This window comes from Citrobacter sp. S-77, from assembly GCF_963864895.1.
Taxonomy (GTDB): domain Bacteria; phylum Pseudomonadota; class Gammaproteobacteria; order Enterobacterales; family Enterobacteriaceae; genus Citrobacter; species Citrobacter murliniae.
The window spans coordinates 3424081-3446283 of the sequence record NZ_CAWLWU010000002.1 but is presented as its reverse complement, the minus strand read 5'-3'; the positions used below and the strand labels follow the sequence as shown (position 1 = coordinate 3446283).

General features: G+C 54.3%; 24 protein-coding genes. 22 read left to right on the top strand and 2 right to left on the bottom strand.

Annotated elements, in window-relative coordinates:
• The first annotated feature begins 252 nt into the window (after window positions 1-252).
• From maeB to eutR, 18 genes are all read left to right on the top strand, one after another.
• Window positions 253-2532 (top strand): NADP-dependent oxaloacetate-decarboxylating malate dehydrogenase, encoded by a 2280-nt coding sequence (gene maeB, locus AACS05_RS17110; RefSeq protein WP_045446009.1) that lies wholly within the window; start codon window positions 253-255, stop codon window positions 2530-2532.
• Between the two features lie 284 nt (window positions 2533-2816).
• Complete coding sequence (eutS, locus tag AACS05_RS17105) at window positions 2817-3152, top strand: ethanolamine utilization microcompartment protein EutS (RefSeq protein WP_003037995.1); 336 nt, start codon at window positions 2817-2819, stop codon at window positions 3150-3152.
• A gap of 12 nt (window positions 3153-3164) precedes the next feature.
• A complete protein-coding gene (gene eutP / locus AACS05_RS17100) occupies window positions 3165-3644 on the top strand; it encodes an ethanolamine utilization acetate kinase EutP (protein ID WP_045446006.1) in 480 nt (159 codons plus the stop codon).
• Window positions 3622-4323, top strand: a complete 702-nt coding sequence (gene eutQ, locus AACS05_RS17095) for an ethanolamine utilization acetate kinase EutQ (protein WP_045446004.1) — start codon at window positions 3622-3624, stop codon at window positions 4321-4323. The genes eutP and eutQ overlap by 23 nt, the downstream gene beginning before the upstream one ends.
• 9 nt (window positions 4324-4332) lie before the next feature.
• Complete coding sequence (gene eutT, locus AACS05_RS17090; RefSeq protein ID WP_045446002.1) at window positions 4333-5136, top strand: ethanolamine utilization cob(I)yrinic acid a,c-diamide adenosyltransferase EutT; 804 nt, start codon at window positions 4333-4335, stop codon at window positions 5134-5136.
• A complete protein-coding gene (gene pta, locus AACS05_RS17085) occupies window positions 5133-6149 on the top strand; it encodes a phosphate acetyltransferase (protein WP_045445998.1) in 1017 nt (338 codons plus the stop codon). The genes eutT and pta overlap by 4 nt, the downstream gene beginning before the upstream one ends.
• 38 nt (window positions 6150-6187) lie before the next feature.
• Complete coding sequence (gene eutM / locus AACS05_RS17080) at window positions 6188-6481, top strand: ethanolamine utilization microcompartment protein EutM (RefSeq protein WP_003835054.1); 294 nt, start codon at window positions 6188-6190, stop codon at window positions 6479-6481.
• Window positions 6482-6601: 120 nt separating this feature from the next.
• Window positions 6602-6889 carry an ethanolamine utilization microcompartment protein EutN gene (eutN, locus tag AACS05_RS17075; RefSeq protein WP_016153954.1) on the top strand — a complete coding sequence of 96 codons (288 nt, stop codon included), beginning with the start codon at window positions 6602-6604 and terminating at the stop codon, window positions 6887-6889.
• Window positions 6890-6900: 11 nt separating this feature from the next.
• Window positions 6901-8304 carry an aldehyde dehydrogenase family protein gene (locus AACS05_RS17070; protein WP_045445990.1) on the top strand — a complete coding sequence of 468 codons (1404 nt, stop codon included), beginning with the start codon at window positions 6901-6903 and terminating at the stop codon, window positions 8302-8304.
• A 23-nt stretch (window positions 8305-8327) separates the two neighbouring features.
• Entirely contained in the window at window positions 8328-9167 is an 840-nt protein-coding gene (gene eutJ, locus AACS05_RS17065; RefSeq protein ID WP_045445987.1) for an ethanolamine utilization protein EutJ, read from the top strand.
• On the top strand, window positions 9157-10344 hold the full coding sequence (eutG, locus tag AACS05_RS17060; protein ID WP_045445984.1) for an ethanolamine utilization ethanol dehydrogenase EutG: 1188 nt from the start codon (window positions 9157-9159) through the stop codon (window positions 10342-10344). Before eutJ ends, eutG begins: the two co-directional genes overlap by 11 nt.
• 27 nt (window positions 10345-10371) lie before the next feature.
• Window positions 10372-11616: an ethanolamine utilization protein EutH gene (eutH, locus tag AACS05_RS17055; protein ID WP_045445981.1), complete on the top strand. Its 1245-nt coding sequence runs from the start codon at window positions 10372-10374 to the stop codon at window positions 11614-11616.
• Entirely contained in the window at window positions 11613-13016 is a 1404-nt protein-coding gene (gene eutA / locus AACS05_RS17050) for an ethanolamine ammonia-lyase reactivating factor EutA (protein WP_045445978.1), read from the top strand. Before eutH ends, eutA begins: the two co-directional genes overlap by 4 nt.
• Window positions 13017-13027: 11 nt before the next feature.
• Window positions 13028-14389, top strand: a complete 1362-nt coding sequence (gene eutB, locus AACS05_RS17045; protein ID WP_045445975.1) for an ethanolamine ammonia-lyase subunit alpha — start codon at window positions 13028-13030, stop codon at window positions 14387-14389.
• A 20-nt stretch (window positions 14390-14409) separates the two neighbouring features.
• Window positions 14410-15306 (top strand): ethanolamine ammonia-lyase subunit EutC, encoded by an 897-nt coding sequence (gene eutC, locus AACS05_RS17040; protein ID WP_045445972.1) that lies wholly within the window; start codon window positions 14410-14412, stop codon window positions 15304-15306.
• 9 nt (window positions 15307-15315) lie between these two features.
• Complete coding sequence (eutL, locus tag AACS05_RS17035) at window positions 15316-15975, top strand: ethanolamine utilization microcompartment protein EutL (RefSeq protein WP_045445968.1); 660 nt, start codon at window positions 15316-15318, stop codon at window positions 15973-15975.
• Between the two features lie 11 nt (window positions 15976-15986).
• On the top strand, window positions 15987-16517 hold the full coding sequence (gene eutK, locus AACS05_RS17030) for an ethanolamine utilization microcompartment protein EutK (protein ID WP_045445965.1): 531 nt from the start codon (window positions 15987-15989) through the stop codon (window positions 16515-16517).
• Window positions 16518-16565: 48 nt separating this feature from the next.
• Window positions 16566-17618, top strand: coding sequence for an HTH-type transcriptional regulator EutR (gene eutR / locus AACS05_RS17025; RefSeq protein WP_045445960.1), 1053 nt, complete (start codon window positions 16566-16568; stop codon window positions 17616-17618).
• 102 nt (window positions 17619-17720) lie between these two features.
• Here the strand turns inward: eutR and hemF are convergent, their stop codons facing one another.
• Both hemF and amiA read right to left on the bottom strand, forming a co-directional pair.
• Complete coding sequence (gene hemF / locus AACS05_RS17020) at window positions 17721-18620, bottom strand: oxygen-dependent coproporphyrinogen oxidase (RefSeq protein ID WP_045445957.1); 900 nt, start codon at window positions 18618-18620, stop codon at window positions 17721-17723.
• Window positions 18621-18622: 2 nt separating this feature from the next.
• Window positions 18623-19492, bottom strand: a complete 870-nt coding sequence (gene amiA / locus AACS05_RS17015; RefSeq protein ID WP_045445954.1) for an N-acetylmuramoyl-L-alanine amidase AmiA — start codon at window positions 19490-19492, stop codon at window positions 18623-18625.
• 211 nt (window positions 19493-19703) lie between these two features.
• Between amiA and AACS05_RS17010 the strand changes: the two genes are divergently transcribed.
• The 4 genes from AACS05_RS17010 (at window position 19704) to yfeX (ending at window position 22193) form a co-directional block, all read left to right on the top strand.
• Complete coding sequence (locus tag AACS05_RS17010) at window positions 19704-20129, top strand: GNAT family acetyltransferase (protein WP_045445951.1); 426 nt, start codon at window positions 19704-19706, stop codon at window positions 20127-20129.
• Complete coding sequence (locus AACS05_RS17005; protein WP_045445948.1) at window positions 20116-20565, top strand: DUF2919 domain-containing protein; 450 nt, start codon at window positions 20116-20118, stop codon at window positions 20563-20565. The genes AACS05_RS17010 and AACS05_RS17005 overlap by 14 nt, the downstream gene beginning before the upstream one ends.
• 59 nt (window positions 20566-20624) lie before the next feature.
• Window positions 20625-21200 carry an RpoE-regulated lipoprotein gene (locus AACS05_RS17000; protein ID WP_045445945.1) on the top strand — a complete coding sequence of 192 codons (576 nt, stop codon included), beginning with the start codon at window positions 20625-20627 and terminating at the stop codon, window positions 21198-21200.
• Window positions 21201-21293: 93 nt separating this feature from the next.
• A complete protein-coding gene (yfeX, locus tag AACS05_RS16995; protein ID WP_045445941.1) occupies window positions 21294-22193 on the top strand; it encodes a porphyrinogen peroxidase in 900 nt (299 codons plus the stop codon).
• The last annotated feature ends 10 nt before the right edge of the window (window positions 22194-22203 follow it).

Below are 22203 nucleotides of genomic sequence, written 5' to 3'. Positions count from 1 at the left end.
CTTTCTTTGAGTAGTGAGAGTTTGGCGACCTTCAAAGTTTATGCCGCTGACTGAGGCGATAATGTGCGGCTCAATATACCCGTCATACTTCAAGTTGCATGTGCGTTGGCTACGCTCGCTTACCCCAGTCACATAGTTCGCTATGCTCCTGGGGATTCACTCCCTTGCCGCCTTCATGCAACTCGAATTATTTAGGGTATAGAAGGGTTACCTGCGCCACTTTTTTGATCGATACGTGAAAGGAACAACAAGATGGATGACCAGTTAAAACAAAGCGCCCTCGATTTCCACCAATTTCCAGTACCAGGTAAAATTCAGGTTTCTCCGACCAAACCTCTTGCCACCCAACGTGATCTTGCGCTGGCCTACTCGCCAGGTGTTGCAGCTCCGTGTCTGGAGATTGAAAAGGATCCGCTAGCGGCCTACAAATATACCGCGCGCGGCAACCTGGTCGCGGTTATCTCCAACGGTACTGCGGTACTGGGGCTGGGCAATATTGGTGCGCTGGCTGGCAAACCAGTGATGGAAGGTAAAGGCGTTCTCTTTAAGAAATTTGCCGGAATTGACGTGTTCGACATTGAAGTCGATGAACTCGACCCGGACAAATTTATCAACGTGGTGGCAGCCCTTGAACCGACGTTTGGCGGCATCAACCTCGAAGACATCAAAGCACCAGAGTGTTTTTACATTGAGCAAAAGTTGCGTGAACGCATGAATATTCCGGTGTTCCATGACGATCAGCACGGAACGGCGATCATCAGCACTGCAGCCATCCTGAACGGCCTGCGGGTGGTGGAAAAGAATATCTCTGATGTGCGCATGGTGGTGTCTGGCGCAGGTGCCGCGGCGATTGCCTGTATGAACCTGTTGGTTGCGCTGGGTATGCAGAAGCACAACATCGTGGTCTGCGACTCCAAAGGTGTGATTTATAAAGATCGCGAACCGAATATGGCGGAAACCAAAGCAGCTTACGCGGTGGTGGATGACGGTAAGCGTACTCTTGATGATGTGATTGACGGCGCAGACATTTTCCTCGGATGCTCCGGCCCGAAAGTGCTGACGCAGGAGATGGTCAAGAAGATGGCGCGTGCGCCAATGATCCTTGCGCTGGCAAACCCGGAACCGGAAATTCTGCCACCACTGGCAAAAGAGGTGCGTTCCGACGCCATCATTTGCACCGGTCGCTCCGACTACCCGAACCAGGTCAACAACGTACTGTGCTTCCCGTTCATCTTCCGCGGTGCGCTGGACGTCGGGGCTACCGCCATCAACGAAGAGATGAAGCTGGCCGCTGTACATGCCATTGCTGAACTGGCGCATGCCGAGCAGAGCGAAGTGGTGGCTTCCGCCTATGGCGATCAGGATTTGAGCTTTGGCCCGGAATACATTATTCCTAAACCGTTCGACCCGCGTTTGATCGTCAAGATCGCACCGGCGGTGGCGAAGGCGGCGATGGATTCTGGTGTCGCAACGCGCCCGATTGCCGACTTTGACGCTTATATCGATAAGCTGACCGAGTTTGTCTACAAAACCAACCTGTTTATGAAGCCGATTTTCTCTCTGGCACGCAAAGCGCCGAAGCGCGTTGTGCTGACCGAAGGGGAAGAGGCTCGTGTTCTGCATGCAACGCAAGAACTGATCACTTTAGGTCTGGCGAAGCCGATCCTGATCGGTCGTCCGAGCGTGATCGAAATGCGTATCCAGAAGTTAGGACTGCAGATCAAAGCGGGTGTCGATTTTGAGATCGTCAATAATGAATCCGATCCGCGCTTTAAAGAGTACTGGAGTGAGTATTACCAGATCATGAAGCGTCGTGGAATTACTCAGGAGCAGGCGCAACGTGCGGTGATCGCCAACACTACGGTGATCGGCGCGATCATGGTGCAACGCGGTGAAGCGGATGCGATGATTTGCGGAACAATCGGCGACTATCACGAGCATTTCAGCGTGGTGAAAGCGGTGTTTGGTCACCGTGAAGGTGTTCATACGGCAGGTGCAATGAACGCGCTGCTGTTGCCAAGCGGTAACACCTTTATCGCTGATACGTACGTCAACGATGACCCGACGCCGGAGCAACTGGCGGAAATTGCAGTTATGGCGGCAGAAACAGTGCGTCGGTTTGGCATTGAACCGAAAGTGGCGCTGCTGTCGCACTCCAACTTTGGTTCGTCAAACTGTCCGTCGGCCAACAAAATGCGTGAAGCGCTCGAGCTTATTAAATCGCGCGCACCCGATCTGATGATTGACGGTGAAATGCACGGCGATGCTGCACTGGTGGAAAGTATTCGTAATGACCGGATGCCGGACAGCCCGCTGAAAGGCTCCGCTAATATTCTGGTGATGCCGAATATGGAAGCCGCGCGTATTAGTTACAACTTACTGCGTGTTTCCAGCTCTGAAGGCGTGACGGTAGGACCGGTGCTGATGGGTGTAGCTAAACCGGTACATGTTTTAACTCCAATCGCCTCTGTTCGTCGTATCGTTAATATGGTGGCGCTGGCAGTAGTCGAAGCTCAAACACAACCGTTGTAATTTCACTTTAATTATTTTCGGCGCGGGTTTCTCCCGCGCCTTCATACTCTAAATAATTCGAATTCCAGAAAGGCGACGATGCAGCGAATACCATGAACTTACTAAAGTAAGTGGCTGGTATGAGTAAGAAAGCCACCGAACCTGTAATTTGAAGTATGACGGGCATTTTTATTTCTCTTCTCTTAGTGATCTACTTCACCTTTTAAACCACCTTGCCGAATTTTGTTATTTACTCTGACGAAAAATTGCCACGATGAGGACAGTTTCAGCAGAGGCGGTGAGCAATGGAAAAAGAACGCATCATTCAGGAATTTGTGCCGGGGAAACAGGTCACGCTGGCGCATCTGATTGCGCACCCAGGCGAAGAACTGGCGAAAAAGATCGGCGTTCCCGAAGCGGGCGCTATCGGCATTATGACCTTAACGCCAGGCGAAACGGCAATGATTGCCGGTGATTTAGCCATGAAGGCCGCAGATGTACACATCGGTTTTCTCGATAGATTTAGCGGCGCACTGGTGATCTACGGCTCGGTAGGCGCGGTGGAAGAGGCATTATTGCAGACGGTGAGTGGTCTGGGTCGGTTATTAAATTTCACTTTGTGCAACCTGACAAAAAGTTAATCAGAGGCGGCAATGAAACGTATTGCTTTTGTCGGTACGGTTGGGGCGGGGAAAACAACGCTCTTCAATGCGCTACAGGGAAATTATTCTCTCGCCAGGAAAACGCAGGCCGTTGAGTTTAATGAAAACGGCGATATCGATACGCCGGGAGAATATTTTAGCCATCCGCGCTGGTATCACGCCTTAATTACCACGCTGCAGGATGTTGATACGTTGATTTATATACACGCGGCAAATGATCAAGAAAGTCGCTTACCTGCCGGGCTGTTGGATATCGGCGCCAGTAAACGACAAATCGCCGTTATCAGTAAAACGGACATGCCGGATGCCGACGTCGCCGCAACGCGACAGCTACTTCGCGGGATAGGGTTCCAGGAGCCGATTTTCGAACTCAATAGCCATGACCCGCGCAGCGTGCAGCACCTGGTGGATTATCTGACTGAGCTCAGCCAAAAGGAGGAAAGGGCAGGTGAAAAAACTCATCACAGCTAATGATATTCGTGCGGCCCACGCACGCGGCGAACAGGAAATGTCGGTTGTTCTGCGCGCCAGCATCATCACCCCAGAGGCTCGCGAAGTCGCGGAGCTGCTGGGCGTCACAATCACTGAATGCGACGAATCCGCTCCGGCAGCCTCGCCTGCACCCGCTTCGGTGGATGATGGCAAAACGGAAAGCCAGCGCATTCGCGAGACCATCATTGCGCAACTGCCGGAAGGGCAGTTTACCGAAAGCCTGGTCGCGCAGTTGATGGACAAAGTCATGAAGGAAAAACAGTCGCTGGAGCAGGGCGGAATGCAGCCAAGTTTTACCTCGGTTACTGGCAAAGGCGGCGTAAAAGTCATTGATGGCAGCAGCGTGAAGTTTGGTCGTTTTGATGGCGCACAGCCGCATTGCGTCGGCTTAACCGACTTAGTGACCGACAAGGACGGAAGCAGCATGGCCGCTGGCTTCATGCAGTGGGATAACGCTTTTTTCCCATGGACGCTGAACTACGACGAAATCGACATGATTCTGGAAGGCGAACTGCACGTTCGTCATGAAGGCGAAACCATGATTGCCAGGGCTGGGGATGTGATGTTTATTCCGAAAGGCTCCAGCATTGAGTTCGGTACGCCATCAACGGTGAAATTCCTGTATGTGGCATGGCCTGCGAACTGGCAGTCCTGCTAAGGCGGATGTATGAAGGATTTCATTACCGAAGCATGGCTCAGAGCAAATCATACGCTCAGCGAAGGGGCAGAAATTCATCTCCCCGCTGACGCTCGCCTGACGCCATCTGCCCGGGAATTGCTGGAAGGCCGACATCTGCGGATTAAGTTTATCGACGAGCAGGGAAGCCTGTTTATTGATGGCGAAGAACAGCAACTGCAACCGGTGCATGGTTTAACCAGCAGTGATACGCACTCACTGGCGAGTTGTGAACTGTGTCATCAACCGGTGGCGAAGAAACCTGACACGCTGACGCATCTGACGGCGGACAAGATGGTCGCCAAAAGTGACCCGCGCCTGGGATTTCGCGCGGCGCTGGACAGCACCATCGGCCTGGCGGTGTGGTTACAGATTGAACTGTCTGAACAGTGGCAGCCGTGGCTGGCGGATATTCGCTCGCGTCTGGGCAACATTATGCGCGCAGACGCCATGGATGAGCCGCTGGCAGCACAAGCCATTGTTGGTTTAAGCGATGAAGATTTGCACCGGCTTTCGCATCAGCCGCTGCGCTATCTCGACCACGACCATCTGGTGCCTGAAGCCAGCCACGGTCGTGATGCTGCGCTGCTCAATTTGCTGCGAACCAAAGTCCGTGAAACAGAAACAGTGGCGGCCCAGGTATTTATCACCCGCAGTTTTGAAGTACTGCGACCGGACATTCTGCAAGCGTTGAACCGCCTGTCGAGCACGGTCTACGTGATGATGATCCTGAGCGTGGCGAAGCATCCGCTGAGTATCAGCCAAATCCAACAGCGACTGGGGGAGAAGCAATGATCATTGAACGTGCTCGCCAGCTCGCCTTGCGCTCACCTGCGCGGGTGGTGTTCCCGGATGCGCTGGATGTTCGGGTGCTGAAAGCTGCGAATTACCTGCATCAGCACGGTCTGGCACATCCCATTCTCGTCGCCAGTCCGTTTGCGTTGCGCCAGTTTGCTCTCAGCCACCGCGTGGCAATGGATGGCATTCAGGTAATCGACCCGCAAAGCAACCTGCAAATGCGTGAAGAATTTGCGCTGCGCTGGCTGGCGCGTGCTGGTGAAAAAACGCCGCCGGATGCGCTTGAGAAACTCAACGATCCGCTGATGTTCGCTGCCGCAATGGTTAGCGCGGGTAAAGCCGACGTCTGTATTGCGGGCAACCTCTCGTCAACAGCGAACGTGCTGCGTGCGGGGTTACGCATTATCGGATTACAGCCGGGTTGTAAAACGCTGTCGTCAATTTTCCTGATGCTGCCGCAGTATCTCGGACCGTCATTAGGATTTGCTGATTGCAGTGTCGTGCCGCAACCCACTGCAGCCCAGTTGGCAGATATTGCCATCGCCAGCGCGCAGACCTGGCAAGCGATTACCGGCGAAGAGCCGCGCGTCGCAATGCTCTCGTTTTCAAGTAATGGCAGTGCCCGTCATCCCAACGTTGCTAACGTGCAGCAGGCTACGGACATTGTTCGTGAACGTGCACCAGAGCTTACCGTTGATGGTGAATTGCAGTTTGATGCCGCTTTTGTACCGGATGTTGCGGCGCAAAAAGCACCGGCCAGCCCGTTGCAGGGCAATGCCAATGTGATGGTTTTTCCATCGCTTGAGGCAGGCAATATTGGTTACAAAATCGCCCAGCGTCTGGGAGGGTATCGAGCAGTAGGGCCTCTGATTCAGGGGCTTGCCGCACCGCTCCATGATCTCTCCCGCGGCTGCAGCGTACAGGAAATTATCGAACTGGCGTTGGTGGCAGCAGTGCCGCGCCAGACTGACGTGAGTCGTGAACGCGCCTCACAAACACTGGTTGTTTAGGTCCCGTTCTGGACCCCTTCTACTAAGAGGAAAGCACAATGGAAGCATTAGGAATGATTGAAACCCGGGGCCTGGTTGCACTGATTGAGGCTTCTGACGCAATGGTTAAAGCGGCACGCGTGAAACTGGTTGGCGTGAAGCAGATTGGCGGTGGCCTGGTTACCGCAATGGTACGTGGCGATGTGGCGGCCTGTAAAGCCGCAACGGATGCCGGTGCTGCCGCTGCCCAGCGCATTGGTGAACTGGTTTCTGTACATGTTATCCCGCGTCCGCATGGCGATCTGGAAGAAGTGTTCCCGATCAGCTTTAAAGGCGACAGCAACGACATGTAAGTAGCCCATGTGACGCCACTGCATGATTGATAAAAGCTGGCGTCACCCTCTCTCCTTTTCACATTACCTTCTGCGGAGGGTAGGGGGAGGTTTTACCTGAAATATGCCACGGAGGCGGGTATGAAACTGGCAATCGTCACAGGACAAATTGTTTGTACCGTACGCCATCAGGGGCTAGCGCACGACAAATTGCTGATGGTGGAAATGATTGACGCCTGCGGAAATCCCGACGGGCAGTGTGCTGTTGCTATCGACAGCATCGGGGCGGGAACCGGAGAGTGGGTGCTGTTGGTCAGCGGAAGCTCAGCCCGTCAGGCGCACCGCAACGAATCATCGCCTGTCGATCTGTGTGTTATTGGCATTGTCGATGAAGTGGTGGCCGGTGGTCAGGTGATCTTCCATAAATAAGGCAGAAAATCATGAATCAACAGGATATTGAACAGGTCGTGAAAGCGGTACTGCTGAAAATGAAAGACAGCAGTCAGCCCGTCAGCGCGGTTCAAGAAATGGGCGTCTTTGCCTCCCTGGATGACGCAGTGGCGGCAGCAAAACTGGCCCAGCAGGGGTTAAAAAGCGTCGCTATGCGCCAGTTAGCTATTCACGCCATTCGTGAAGCAGGCGAAAAACACGCCAGAGAATTAGCGGAACTTGCCGTCACTGAAACCGGCATGGGACGCGTTGAAGATAAATTTGCCAAAAACGTAGCGCAGGCACGCGGCACGCCGGGCGTGGAATGCCTCTCTCCACAGGTATTGACCGGCGATAATGGTTTAACGCTGATTGAAAACGCGCCGTGGGGCGTGGTGGCTTCGGTAACACCGTCCACCAACCCGGCAGCAACCGTAATTAATAATGCCATCAGCCTGATTGCCGCAGGCAACAGCGTGGTATTTGCGCCACATCCGGCGGCAAAAGGCGTTTCTCAGCGCGCGATAACTCTGCTTAACCAGGCGGTTGTTGCCGCTGGCGGCCCGGCAAACCTGCTGGTTACCGTTGCCAATCCGGATATCGAAACCGCTCAGCGTCTGTTCAAGTACCCAGGCATTGGCCTGCTGGTCGTTACCGGTGGCGAAGCGGTGGTTGACGCTGCGCGTAAACACACCAATAAACGCCTGATTGCTGCTGGTGCGGGTAACCCGCCGGTGGTGGTTGATGAAACCGCCGATCTGGTACGCGCCGCGCAGTCCATCGTCAAAGGTGCATCGTTTGATAACAACATTATCTGCGCCGACGAAAAAGTGCTGATCGTGGTGGATAGCGTTGCCGACGAACTGATGCGTCTGATGGAAAGCCAGCATGCGGTAAAACTCACTGCGGCCCAGGCCGAGCAACTTCAGCCAGTGCTGCTGAAAAATGTCGACGAGCGCGGCAAAGGCACGGTTAGCCGTGACTGGGTTGGACGTGATGCGGGAAAAATCGCAGCGTCAATTGGTCTGAATGTACCAGACCAGACCCGCTTGTTATTCGTCGAAACCTCCGCCACCCATCCGTTTGCCGTAACTGAACTGATGATGCCGGTGCTGCCGGTGGTGCGGGTTGCCAACGTCGATGAGGCCATTGAACTGGCGGTAACGCTTGAAGGTGGTTGTCACCATACGGCGGCGATGCACTCACGCAATATCGACAATATGAACCGTATGGCTAACGCCATTGATACCAGCATCTTCGTCAAAAATGGACCGTGCATTGCGGGTCTCGGACTTGGCGGTGAGGGCTGGACCACCATGACCATTACTACGCCGACCGGGGAAGGGGTGACCAGTGCGCGCACGTTTGTGCGTCTGCGTCGCTGTGTGTTGGTGGATGCGTTCCGCATCGTTTAAGAGCGCTCTAAGGAGATAAAGAGATGGCGCACGACGAACAACTTTGGCTCACACCCAGACTGCAAAAAGCGGCAACGCTATGTAACCAGACGCCCACAGCCAGCGACTCACCGCTGTGGCTGGGTGTTGATTTGGGGACGTGTGATGTGGTGTCGATGGTTGTCGACAGTGACGGACAGCCGGTTGCAGTCTGCCTGGACTGGGCCGATGTCGTGCGTGACGGCATCGTCTGGGATTTCTTCGGTGCGGTGACCATTGTCCGTCGCCATCTCGATACGCTTGAGCAACAGCTGGGTTGCCGCTTTACCCATGCGGCAACCTCGTTCCCGCCGGGAACGGACCCGCGTATTTCCATCAATGTGCTGGAATCAGCAGGACTTGAAGTGAGCCATGTGCTGGACGAACCAACCGCTGTGGCAGATCTGCTGAAACTGGATAACGCAGGCGTAGTGGATATCGGCGGGGGCACGACCGGTATTGCTATTGTGAAGCGGGGTTTAGTGACCTATTCCGCCGATGAAGCTACCGGCGGGCACCACATTTCTCTGACCCTTGCGGGGAATCGTCGTATTCAGCTTGAAGAAGCCGAGCAGTACAAGCGCAGCAATGGAAAAGAAATCTGGCCGGTGGTCAAGCCGGTCTACGAAAAGATGGCGGAAATCGTCGCTCATCATATTGCAGGGCATGGAGTAACAGATTTATGGCTGGCCGGTGGTTCCTGTATGCAACCGGGTGTCGATGAGCTGTTCCGTAAGCGTTTCCCGGAACTGCAGGTGCATTTACCACAGCACAGTCTGTTTATGACCCCGCTGGCAATCGCGAACAGTGGGAGAGAAAAAGCGGAGGGAATCTATGCAAGCTGAATTGCAAACGGCGCTCTTTCAGGCATTCGATACCCTGAATCTGCAACGCGTAAAAACATTTAGCGTTCCACCAGTCACGTTATGTGGACTTGGGGCGCTCAGCACCTGTGGACAGGAAGCGCAAATACGCGGACTGACGCATATGTTCGTGATGGTCGATAGCTTTCTGCATCAGGCCGGAATGACCGCCGGACTTGAACGTAGCCTGGCGATGAAAGGCGTGGCGATGACGTTGTGGCCGTGCCCGGTTGGTGAGCCGTGTATCACGGACGTTTGCGCGGCGGTAGCGCAACTGCGTGAATCAAAGTGTGATGGCGTTGTGGCCTTTGGTGGCGGTTCTGTACTGGATGCCGCCAAAGCGGTGGCATTGCTGGTGACTAATCCGACGCAGACGCTGGCCGATATGACGGAACACAGCACGTTACGCCCGCGTCTGCCGCTGATTGCCGTACCAACCACCGCCGGAACAGGTTCGGAAACTACCAACGTCACGGTGATTATTGACGCCGCGACTGGACTGAAAAAAGTGCTGGCTCACGCCACGCTGATGCCGGATGTGGCCATTCTTGATGCCGCATTGACGGAAGGGGTGCCTGCGCATGTTACGGCGATGACCGGAATCGATGCGTTGACCCACGCCGTTGAGGCTTATAGCGCCCTGAACGCTACGCCATTTACCGACAGCCTGGCGATTGGCGCGATTGCGATGATTGGCAAATCGTTACCGAAAGCGGTGGGCTACGGTCACGACCTGGCTGCGCGGGAAAGCATGCTGCTGGCTTCCTGTATGGCGGGGATGGCTTTCTCCAGCGCGGGGCTGGGCTTGTGTCATGCGATGGCTCACCAGCCGGGCGCGGCGCTGCACATTCCGCACGGACAGGCTAACGCCATGCTGCTACCGACAGTAATGGGGTTTAACCGCATGGTTTGCCGTGAGCGCTTTAGCCATATCGGCAGGGCGTTAACCAACAAGAAATCAGACGATCGTGACGCAATCAACGCTGTCATCGAGCTGATTACCGAAGTGGGCCAGACCAAACGACTCGCTGACGTGGGGGCGAAGCCTGAGCAATACAGCACATGGGCGCAAGCTGCGATGGACGATATTTGTATTCGCAGCAATCCACGAACCGCCACGCAGGCAGAAATTATCGCGTTGTATGCGGCGGCACAATAAATACACAAATGACAGGGAGTGAAGGGTATGGGAATTAACGAAATCATCATGTACATCATGATGTTCTTTATGCTGATTGCCGCCGTGGACAGGATCCTGTCGCAGTTCGGTGGTTCAGCGCGCTACCTCGGTAAGTTTGGTAAAAGCATCGAGGGATCGGGTGGTCAGTTTGAAGAAGGTTTTATGGCGATGGGCGCGCTCGGTCTGGCAATGGTCGGTATGACTGCGCTGGCGCCGGTATTAGCAAAAGTGCTCGGGCCGGTGATTATTCCGCTGTATGAAATGTTGGGCGCGAACCCGTCGATGTTTGCCGGAACGCTGCTGGCGTGTGATATGGGCGGCTTCTTCCTGGCGAAAGAACTGGCGGGCGGTGATGTTGCGGCATGGTTGTACTCTGGCTTGATTCTGGGTGCGATGATGGGGCCGACGCTGGTCTTCTCCATCCCGGTAGCACTGGGGATTATTGAACCCTCTGACCGTCGTTATCTGGCACTGGGCGTGCTGGCTGGTATTGTCACGATCCCAATTGGCTGTATCGCGGGTGGTTTGGTAGCGATGTATTCCGGCGTTGAAATCAACGGACAGCCGGTGGAATTTACCTTCGCGCTGATCCTGATGAACATGATTCCGGTGCTGATCGTTGCCGTGCTGGTGGCGCTGGGGCTGAAATTCATCCCGGAAAAAATGATCAACGGCTTCCAGATCTTCGCTAAGTTCCTGGTGGCATTGATCACAATCGGGCTGGCCGCTGCGGTTATCAAGTTCCTGCTCGGCTGGGATCTGATCCCGGGTCTCGATCCTATCTTCATGGCGCCTGGCGATAACCCTGGTGAAGTGATGCGCGCCATCGAAGTTATCGGTTCTATCTCCTGCGTACTGCTCGGCGCTTATCCAATGGTTCTGTTACTGACCCGTTGGTTTGAAAAACCGCTGATGCGAGTTGGTAATCTCCTGAAAATCAACAATATGGCAGCTGGTGGCATGGTCGCAACGTTGGCGAACAATATTCCGATGTTCGGCATGATGAAGCACATGGATACCCGCGGCAAAGTGATTAACTGTGCGTTCGCCGTCTCTGCTGCCTTCGCTCTGGGTGACCACTTAGGTTTCGCTGCCGCAAACATGAACGCCATGATCTTCCCAATGATTGTCGGCAAGCTGATCGGCGGTGTAACGGCGATTGGTGTGGCTATGCTGCTGGTACCAAAAGACGAAAACGTTCCGGCAGAAGTGGAAGCCGAAACAGAAACGAAAGCGGAGGCGCAATCGTGAATACTCGCCAGCTATTGAGCGTCGGTATCGATATCGGCACCACCACCACTCAGGTGATCTTCTCCCGCCTTGAGCTGGTTAACCGTGCGGCAGTGTCGCAGGTGCCGCGTTACGAATTCATCAAACGTGAAATTAGCTGGCAAAGCCCGGTCTTCTTTACCCCCGTTGATAAGCAAGGCGGGTTAAAAGAGGCCGAACTTAAGGCGCTGATTCTGGCTCAGTATCAGGCAGCAGGTATTGAGCCACAGAGCGTTGATTCTGGCGCAATCATTATTACCGGGGAAAGTGCGAAAACCCGCAATGCCCGTCCGGCGGTGATGGCGCTCTCCCAGTCGCTGGGTGACTTCGTGGTTGCCAGCGCAGGTCCACATCTTGAATCGGTCATTGCCGGTCACGGCGCGGGTGCGCAAACCCTGTCTGAGCAGCGACTGTGCAGCGTACTGAATATCGATATCGGCGGTGGTACGTCTAACTATGTTCTGTTCGACGCCGGAAAAGTTAGCGGTTCAGCCTGCCTGAATGTTGGTGGGCGACTGCTGGAGACCGATAGCCAGGGGCGTGTAGTTCATGCGCACCAGCCGGGGCAAATGATTGTCGATGATGTTTTTGGCGCAGGTACAGATGCCCGTTCGCTTAATGCGGCGCAACTGATTCAGGTGGCGCGACGGATGGCTACGCTTATCGTCGAGGTTATTGACGGCAAACTTTCGCCGCTGGCTCAGGCGTTGATGCAAACCGGTTTATTGCCTGTGGGCATTAAGCCAGAGGTGATTACGCTTTCGGGTGGGGTGGGTGAGTGCTACCGCAACCAGCCTGCCGATCCATTCTGTTTTTCTGACATAGGACCGCTGTTGGCAACGGCGCTACATGAACATCCGCGTCTGCGTGAGATGAACGTGCAGTTCCCGGCGCAAACAGTACGTGCCACGGTCATTGGCGCAGGAGCACATACGCTATCGCTTTCAGGCAGCACCATCTGGCTGGAAGGCGTTGCGCTTCCGCTGCGCAACCTGCCAGTGGCTATCCCGGTTGATGAAGCTGATCTGGTCGCGGCCTGGCAGCAGGCGCTGATGCAGCTCGATCTCGACCCGAAAACTGACGCCTATGTCCTTGCGCTGCCCGGGTCGCTGCCAGTGCGCTACGCCGCGCTGTTAACGGTCATCGACGCGCTACTGGCCTTTGTCGCACGTTATCCGAATCCGCATCCCCTGCTGGTGGTAGCCGAGCAGGATTTTGGTAAAGCACTGGGCATGCTGTTACGCCCACAGTTACAGCAACACCCGCTGGCGGTCATCGATGAGGTGATTGTTCGGGCGGGTGACTATATCGACATTGGTACGCCTCTTTTTGGCGGATCGGTTGTGCCGGTGACGGTGAAATCACTCGCATTTCCTTCCTGAGGGAACGACTTATGAAACTAAAGACCACATTGTTCGGCAATGTTTATCAGTTTAAGGATGTAAAAGAGGTGCTGGCAAAAGCCAACGAACTGCGTTCGGGGGATGTGCTGGCTGGTGTGGCCGCGACAAGCTCGCAGGAGCGCGTGGCTGCTAAACAGGTGTTGTCGGAAATGACGGTAGCGGATATCCGCAACAACCCGGTGATTTCCTATGAAGAGGACTGCGTCACGCGTCTGATTCAGGATGACGTCAACGAAACGGCCTATAACCGCATCAAAAACTGGAGCATCAGTGAGCTGCGCGAGTACGTGTTGAGTGATGAAACCTCTGTCGATGACATTGCGTTTATGCGCAAAGGGTTAACGTCCGAAGTGGTCGCAGGCGTTGCAAAAATTTGTTCCAACGCGGACCTGATCTACGGCGGCAAAAAAATGCCGGTGATCAAAAAGGCTAACACGACTATCGGTCTGCCGGGCACCTTCAGTTGCCGTTTGCAGCCGAACGATACCCGCGACGACGTGCAGAGTATTGCCGCACAAATCTACGAAGGGCTTTCCTTCGGTGCGGGCGATGCCGTTATCGGTGTTAACCCGGTGACAGATGACGTGGAGAACTTAAGCCGCGTGCTCGATACCGTGTATGGTGTGATCGACAAATTCAATATTCCTACACAGGGCTGCGTGCTCGCGCACGTCACTACCCAGATCGAAGCGATTCGTCGCGGCGCGCCGGGCGGACTGATTTTCCAGAGCATCTGCGGTAGCGAAAAAGGGCTGAAAGAGTTTGGTGTCGAGTTGGCGATGCTGGATGAGGCACGCGCAGTGGGTGCTGAGTTCAACCGTATTGCCGGTGAAAACTGCCTGTACTTTGAAACCGGGCAAGGTTCTGCGCTTTCCGCAGGCGCTAACTTCGGTGCCGATCAGGTGACGATGGAAGCGCGTAACTACGGTCTGGCGCGTCACTACGATCCGTTCCTGGTGAACACCGTGGTGGGCTTTATCGGGCCGGAGTATCTCTACAATGACCGTCAGATTATTCGCGCCGGTCTGGAAGACCACTTCATGGGTAAACTGAGCGGCATCTCAATGGGTTGTGACTGCTGTTACACCAACCATGCTGACGCTGACCAGAACCTCAATGAAAACCTGATGATTTTGCTCGCCACCGCTGGCTGCAACTACATCATGGGCATGCCGCTCGGTGACGACATCATGCTCAACTATCAGACCACCGCGTTCCACGACACCGCGACCGTGCGCCAGTTGCTGAACTTGCGTCCGTCGCCGGAGTTTGAACGTTGGCTGGAAAACATGGGCATTATGGCAAACGGTCGCCTGACCAAACGGGCGGGCGATCCGTCACTGTTCTTCTGATGACGCGGGGATGACACACGATGGATCAAAAACAGATTGAAGAAATTGTACGCAGCGTAATGGCGTCAATGGGTGAGTCACAGCCGCAGGCTCAAGCGCCGTCACCGGAAGCGAAATGCAGCACCACACAGTGTGCCGCACCGACGGGGGAAAGCTGTGCGATGGACCTGGGTTCACCGGAAGCCAAAGCGTGGATTGGCGTTGAAAATCCGCACCGTGCTGAAGTGTTGACAGAGCTGCGTCGTAGTACTGCAGCGCGCGTATGCACCGGTCGTGCCGGTCCACGTCCACGCACTCAGGCGCTGCTGCGCTTCCTGGCTGACCACTCTCGTTCGAAAGACACCGTGCTGAAAGAGGTACCGGAAGAGTGGGTGAAAGCACAAGGGCTGCTGGAAGTCCGTTCAGAAATCAGTGACAAAAATCTGTACCTGACTCGCCCGGACCTGGGTCGTCGTCTGAGTGCGGAAGCGATAGAAGCACTGAAATCGCAGTGCGTGGCCAACCCGGATGTGCAGGTGATCGTTTCTGATGGCCTGTCTACAGATGCTATTACTGCGAACTATGAAGAGATCCTGCCGCCGTTGTTGTCTGGTTTAAAACAGGCCGGACTGAAGGTGGGTACGCCGTTCTTTGTACGCTATGGCCGCGTGAAAATTGAAGATCAGATTGGCGAACTTCTGGGGGCGAAGGCGGTGATTCTGCTGGTGGGTGAACGTCCGGGCTTAGGCCAGTCGGAGAGTCTTTCCTGCTACGCCGTCTATTCGCCACGTGTGGCGACCACCGTTGAGGCCGACAGAACCTGTATTTCGAACATTCACCAGGGCGGCACGCCACCGGTTGAAGCGGCTGCGGTAATTGTGGATTTGGCCAAGCGCATGCTGGAGCAAAAAGCGTCCGGCATCAATATGACCCGTTAAGGAGGCAGCATGCCAGCATTAGATTTGATTAGACCTTCAGTCACCGCGATGCGCGTGATTGCCTCCGTTAACGCGGAGTTTGCACGTGAACTTAAATTACCGCCACATATACGTAGCCTCGGACTCATCACGGCAGACTCTGATGACGTGGCGTATATTGCCGCTGACGAAGCGACAAAACAGGCGATGGTTGAAGTGGTATATGGCCGATCGCTGTATGCGGGAGCCGCGCATGGACCGTCACCGACGGCCGGTGAAGTGATGATCATGCTGGGTGGTCCTAACCCGGCGGAAGTTCGCGCGGGTCTGGATGCGATGGTCGCTAACATTGAAAGTGGCGCAGCGTTCCAGTGGGCGAATGATGCAGAAAACACCGCGTTCCTGGCGCATGTGGTCTCGCGTACCGGTTCGTATCTTTCAGCCACGGCAGGATGCGCGCTTGGCGATCCGATGGCCTATCTGGTGGCGCCGCCGCTGGAAGCGACATTTGGTATTGATGCTGCGCTGAAATCTGCCGATGTACAACTGGTGACCTACGTTCCGCCGCCGTCAGAAACCAACTACTCGGCGGCGTTTTTGACCGGTAGCCAGGCTGCCTGTAAAGCTGCCTGTAACGCCTTTGCCGATGCCGTTCTGGATATTGCCCGTAATCCGGTACAGCGCGCGTAAGAGAGGTTGTGATGATCAATGCACTGGGATTACTGGAAGTGGATGGCATGGTCGCTGCCGTGGACGCGGCAGATGCCATGCTAAAAGCCGCGAACGTGCGTCTGCTAAGCCACGAAGTGCTCGATCCTGGCAGGCTGACGCTGGTGGTGGAAGGCGATCTGGCGGCGTGTCGTGCGGCGCTGGATGCCGGCAGTGCCGCAGCACAGCGTACAGGCCGTGTTATTAGCCGCAAGGAGATAGGGCGGCCGGACGATGACACCCAGTGGCTGATTGGCGGTTTTAAGCGCGCACCGAAGAAACCAGAACAGAAGCCTGAAGTGAAATCTGAAGTGAAATCAGAGCAGATACAGGAAACTCCTGTGGCGACTGAATCCTCTGATGAATTACTGGCACTGTTAACATCGGTCCGTCAGGGAATGACGGCAGGGGAAGTGGCTGCGCACTTTGGCTGGTCACTTGAAAAAGCCAGAAATGCGCTGGAACAGCTCTTTTCTGACGGAGCGTTGCGTAAACGCAGTAGTCGCTATCGCTTAAAAAATTAACCTGTCGGAGGGCCGGGGGCTTCAATGAAGCTTCCGGCTTAAAAGATCATGAAAAAGAAACGTACTGCAAACCTGCACCATCTTTATCATGAAGCATTACCCGAAGACGTTAAACTTACGCCGATAGTAGAGGTGGATAACGTTCACCAGCGGCGAACAACAGATGTCTATGAGCACGCCCTGACTATTACCGCCTGGCAGCAGATATACGATCAGCTCCATCCGGGTAAATTTCATGGCGAGTTCACGGAAATCCTGCTCGATGACATTCAGGTGTTCCGTGAATACACCGGTCTGGCGCTGCGCCAGTCATGCCTGGTCTGGCCGAATTCATTCTGGTTTGGCATTCCGGCTACGCGTGGTGAGCAGGGATTTATTGGCACCCAATGCCTTGGCAGTGCTGAGATTGCAACTCGCCCGGGAGGGACTGAGTTTGAACTGAGTACGCCAGACGATTACACCATTCTTGGTGTGGTTATATCTGAAGAGGCCATTGCTCGTCAGGCTAACTTCCTGCATAACCCGGAGCGGGTGCTGCATATGCTGCGTAACCAGTCAGCGCTGGAAGTAAAAGAGCAGCATAAAGCGGCACTGTGGGGATTTGTGCAGCAGGCGCTGGCAACGTTCAGCGAGAATCCAGAGGATCTTCGCCAGACCGCGGTGCGCAAAGTGTTAGGTGATAACCTGCTGTTGGCGATGGGCACGATGCTGGAGGAAGCTCAGCCGATAATAACCGCCGAGAGTATCAGCCATCAGAGTTATCGTCGTCTGCTGTCGCGCGCGCGCGAATATGTGCTGGAAAACATGTCGGAGCCGCTGACTGTGCTCGATTTGTGTAATCAGTTGCATGTGAGCCGCCGTACGTTGCAAAACGCGTTTCACGCGATTCTTGGTATCGGGCCGAATGCATGGTTGAAGCGCATTCGTCTGAATGCCGTGCGTCGGGAGCTTATCAGCCCGTGGTCGCAGAGCTCGACGGTAAAAGATGCTGCAATGCAGTGGGGATTCTGGCACTTAGGGCAGTTCGCTACTGATTACCAGCAGTTGTTTGCGGAGAAGCCGTCACTGACGCTGCATCAGCGCATGCGCCAGTGGGCGTGATGGTATGAGCCTGTGACGTGCCGGATGCGACGCTAACGCGCCTTATCCGGCCTACGGGTTTTGCCGTTTTGTAGGTCTGACAAGCGTAACGCCATCAGGCAACTACACCCAGTCGCGGACCTGGATAAACTCGCTAAGGGCAGCTTCCGGGCTGTTCGCTTCCGGCTGCCAGTCGTACTCCCAACGCACCAGCGGTGGCATTGACATCAAGATGGATTCGGTGCGCCCACCGGTCTGCAAACCAAACAGCGTGCCGCGATCCCACACCAGATTGAACTCCACGTAGCGACCGCGACGATAAAGCTGGAAATTACGTTCACGCTCGCCCCAACTCATCGCCTTACGACGCGCCACAATAGGCAGATACGCGTCGGTATAGCCTTTGCCAACCGCCTGCATAAAGTCGAAACAGTGGTCGAAGTTGGGCGTATTGAGATCGTCGAAGAACAGTCCGCCAATACCACGCTGCTCGTTACGATGCTTCAGGAAGAAGTAGTCGTCACACCACTTTTTATACCGCGGATAGACGTCATCACCGAACGGCTGGCACAGATCAAAGGCCGTGCGATGCCAGTGAACGGCATCTTCTTCGTAGCCGTAGTAGGGCGTTAAATCAAAACCACCGCCAAACCACCAGACCGGGTCTGCCCCTGGTTTTTCAGCAATAAAAAACCGCACATTGGCATGGCTGGTAGGAATGTAAGGATTAAGCGGATGCACAACCAGCGACACCCCCATCGCCTCAAAGCTGCGTCCGGCAAGCTCTGGTCGATGTGCGGTAGCTGAAGCAGGCATCGCATCACCGTGAACGTGGGAGAAATTTACTCCCGCTTGTTCAAAAATACCGCCGTTGCGCAATACCCGACTGCGTCCGCCGCCGCCCGCTTCACGCTGCCAGCTATCTTCAACAAAATCAGCACCGTCCACGGCGGATAGCTGCTGGCAAATATCATCCTGCAAGCTGAGCAGGAACTGTTTTACGCGCTGCGTATCGGGCTTCATGATTAACGCTTCTTCGAATGTGCTTTCTGGTTATCAAACCAGTGGAAATAGCTGATGACGCCATTGGCGATAGCGGTGGCGATTTTCTGACGAAATGCCGTCGTCCCCAGCAGCCGTTCTTCTTCCGGGTTGGTAATGAACGAAGTCTCGACCAGCACCGAAGGAATAGAAGGGGATTTTAGCACCACGAAGGCGGCCTGTTCCGTACTGCGACTGTGCAGACGGTGTACTGGCTTGATCTTCTTAAGAATATGCGAACCGAGGGTCAGACTGTTTTTTATCGTGTCGGTCTGTACCAGATCGAACAGTACCTGCTGCAGCAAATGGTCTTTATCAGTGGCTTTTTTCCCGGCAACTTCATCGGCGCGGTTTTCACGATCGGAAAGGTACTTTGCCATGGCGCTACTGGCGCCGCGGTTTGACAGGGCAAAGACCGATGCACCAGCGGCACTGGGATTGGTAAAGCCGTCGGCGTGAATGGACATAAACAGATCGGCACCGTGTTTGTGCGCAATCTCGACGCGATCGTACAGCGGTATAAATGTATCGCCGGAACGGGTCAGCCGCGCATCAATCCCCTGACTGCGCAGGATGGATCGTACGTTTTTGGCAATCGCCAGCACGACGTGTTTTTCCTTCGAACCGTTGCGTCCAATCGCTCCGGTATCAATACCGCCGTGTCCCGGATCGAGTACCACAACACGCTTAGCACCTGCTTTTTTAGCTTTCGGTTTGCTGTGACCATTGCTGGTTTTTAGCGCTTCTTCTTTAGCGATGGCTTGCGACATGCCTGACAGCGTCAGGGCGGCCAGCCCGGCTTTCAGCACCTGGCGGCGCGATGTGAGAGTTTTTAGTGGTTTAAAAGTGCTCATACGGCCTGAGTTGTAAAAAAAGGTTCCAGACGTTATATCGTATCGCGTAGTCCGTTGCGACGGATCGGGATAAGAATTGTTTTACTTTTCATTTCAATACGTGACAGTTCAGTATTATGCCATTTTTTCCGCTGCTTCGCGTCAGATATTGGCTAAATCAGCTGTTCGCGCCATAATCGGTTTTTAACGTCCTGAAAAGGTAACCAATACCATGGAAATACGCGTATTTCGCCAGGAAGATTTCGAAGAGGTGATCACCCTCTGGGAGCGCTGTGACTTGTTGCGTCCATGGAACGATCCGGAAATGGACATCGAGCGTAAAGTAAATCACGACGTCAGCTTGTTTCTGGTCGCGGAAGTGAACGGCGAAGTGGTTGGCACGGTGATGGGAGGTTACGACGGTCATCGTGGTTCTGCCTATTACCTTGGCGTGCATCCTGAGTTTCGGGGGCGCGGCATTGCCAATGCACTGCTCAACCGTCTGGAGAAAAAACTCATAGCCCGCGGTTGCCCGAAGATTCAAATCATGGTGCGTGATGATAATGACGTTGTGCTGGGTATGTATGAACGTCTGGGATATGAACATGCTGATGTACTCAATCTGGGCAAACGTCTGATCGAAGATGAAGAGTACTGAGTTCCATCCTGCCGATTATGATGGTCATGGTCGCTTACGCCTGCCTTTTTTGTTCTGGTGTGTGCTGCTGCTTCAGGCGCGCACCTGGGTGCTGTTTGTGATTGCGGGATCTTCCCGCGAGCAGGGCAACACATTACTGAATCTGTTTTATCCCGATCATGACTCTTTCTGGCTGGGATTGCTTCCCGGCGTTCCGGCAGTGCTGGCGTTTTTGCTCAGCGGGCGACGTTTTGCGTTTCCTTCGTTATGGCGCTGGCTGCGCGCATTGCTGATTTTGGCCCAACTGGTGCTGCTATGCTGGCAGCCTGTTCTGTGGCTGGAAGGAGATCCTGTCAACGGTGCCGGGCTGGCGCTGCTGGTGGCTGATATCGTCGCGCTGGTATGGCTATTAACTAATCAACGTCTGCGTGCCTGTTTTTATGTTGAAAAAGAATAACGGCACTTTTTTTCGAAAGTGAACTCCAAGCAACGTTGATAAATAAGGGAGGAGGTGAAATGAAATCACTGCGTTTGATTTTATGCGCGATGCCGCTGGTACTGACTGGTTGTTCAACGCTGTCGTCGGTGAACTGGTCTGCTGCAAATCCGTGGAACTGGTTTGGTTCTTCGACGGAGGTCACTGAGCAGGGTGTGGGAAAACTCACCGCCGCCACACCGCTGAATGAAAAATCGATTGCCGATGCGCTGGATGGGGACTATCGCCTGCGTAGCGGGATGAAAACCAATAATGGCAATGTTGTACGCTTTTATGAGGTGATGAAAGATAGCAGCGTTGCGATGATTATCAACGGTGATCAGGGAACGATCAGCCGCATTGATGTGCTGGACAGCGATATTTCATCAGCATCCGGTGCAGAAATCGGTACACCGTTTAGCGACCTTTACACTAAAGCTTTCGGTAATTGCCAGAAAGCTACCGGAGATGATAGTGCGGGTGTTGAGTGTAAAGCTGAAGGAAGTCAACATATTAGCTATATTTTTTCCGGCGAGTGGAGCGGGCCTGAAGGCATAATGCCGTCTGACGATACGCTGAAAGACTGGAAAGTGAGCAAAATTATCTGGCGGCGTTAATTTGCGTCTGAACAAATCGACGGACTAAAAAAACAGGTAGAATAACGCCTATCAATGCCACGATGTCGTGGCATCTTTTTTTCAGGAGGAACAATGTCTCAGGTTCAGAGTGGCATTTTGCCAGAACATTGCCGTGCGGCGATTTGGATTGAAGCCAATGTTAAGGGCGACGTTGAGGCTTTGCGTGCGGCCAGTAAAACCTTTGCGGATAAACTGGCGACCTTTGAAGCGAAATTCCCGGATGCGCACCTTGGCGCGGTCGTTGCTTTCGGCAACAACACCTGGCGCACACTGAGCGGCGGCGTGGGCGCTGAAGAACTGAAAGACTTTATCCCTTACGGTAAAGGTCTGGCACCGGCGACCCAGTATGACGTGCTGATCCATATCCTCTCGTTGCGTCATGACGTGAATTTCTCCGTTGCGCAGGCAGCGATGGAAGCCTTTGGCGACTGCATCGAAGTGAAAGAAGAGATCCACGGTTTCCGTTGGGTTGAAGAGCGCGATCTTAGCGGCTTTGTGGATGGTACGGAAAACCCGGCCGGAGAAGAAACGCGCCGTGAAGTCGCGGTCATCAAAGATGGCGTTGATGCCGGTGGCAGCTATGTATTTGTACAGCGTTGGGAACATAACCTGAAGCAGCTTAACCGCATGAGCATTCATGATCAGGAAATGATGATTGGTCGCACCAAAGAAGCCAATGAAGAGATTGACGGTGATGATCGCCCGGTAACTTCTCACCTGAGCCGTGTGGATTTGAAAGAAGATGGCAAGGGGCTGAAAATTGTTCGCCAGAGCCTGCCGTACGGTACCGCCAGCGGCACACACGGTCTCTATTTCTGCGCTTACTGTGCGCGTCTGCATAATATTGAGCAGCAACTGCTGAGTATGTTTGGCGATACTGATGGTAAACGTGACGCCATGCTGCGCTTTACCAAACCGGTGACCGGCGGCTATTACTTTGCTCCGTCGCTGGATCGTCTGCTCGCCCTGTGATTATTGCCGG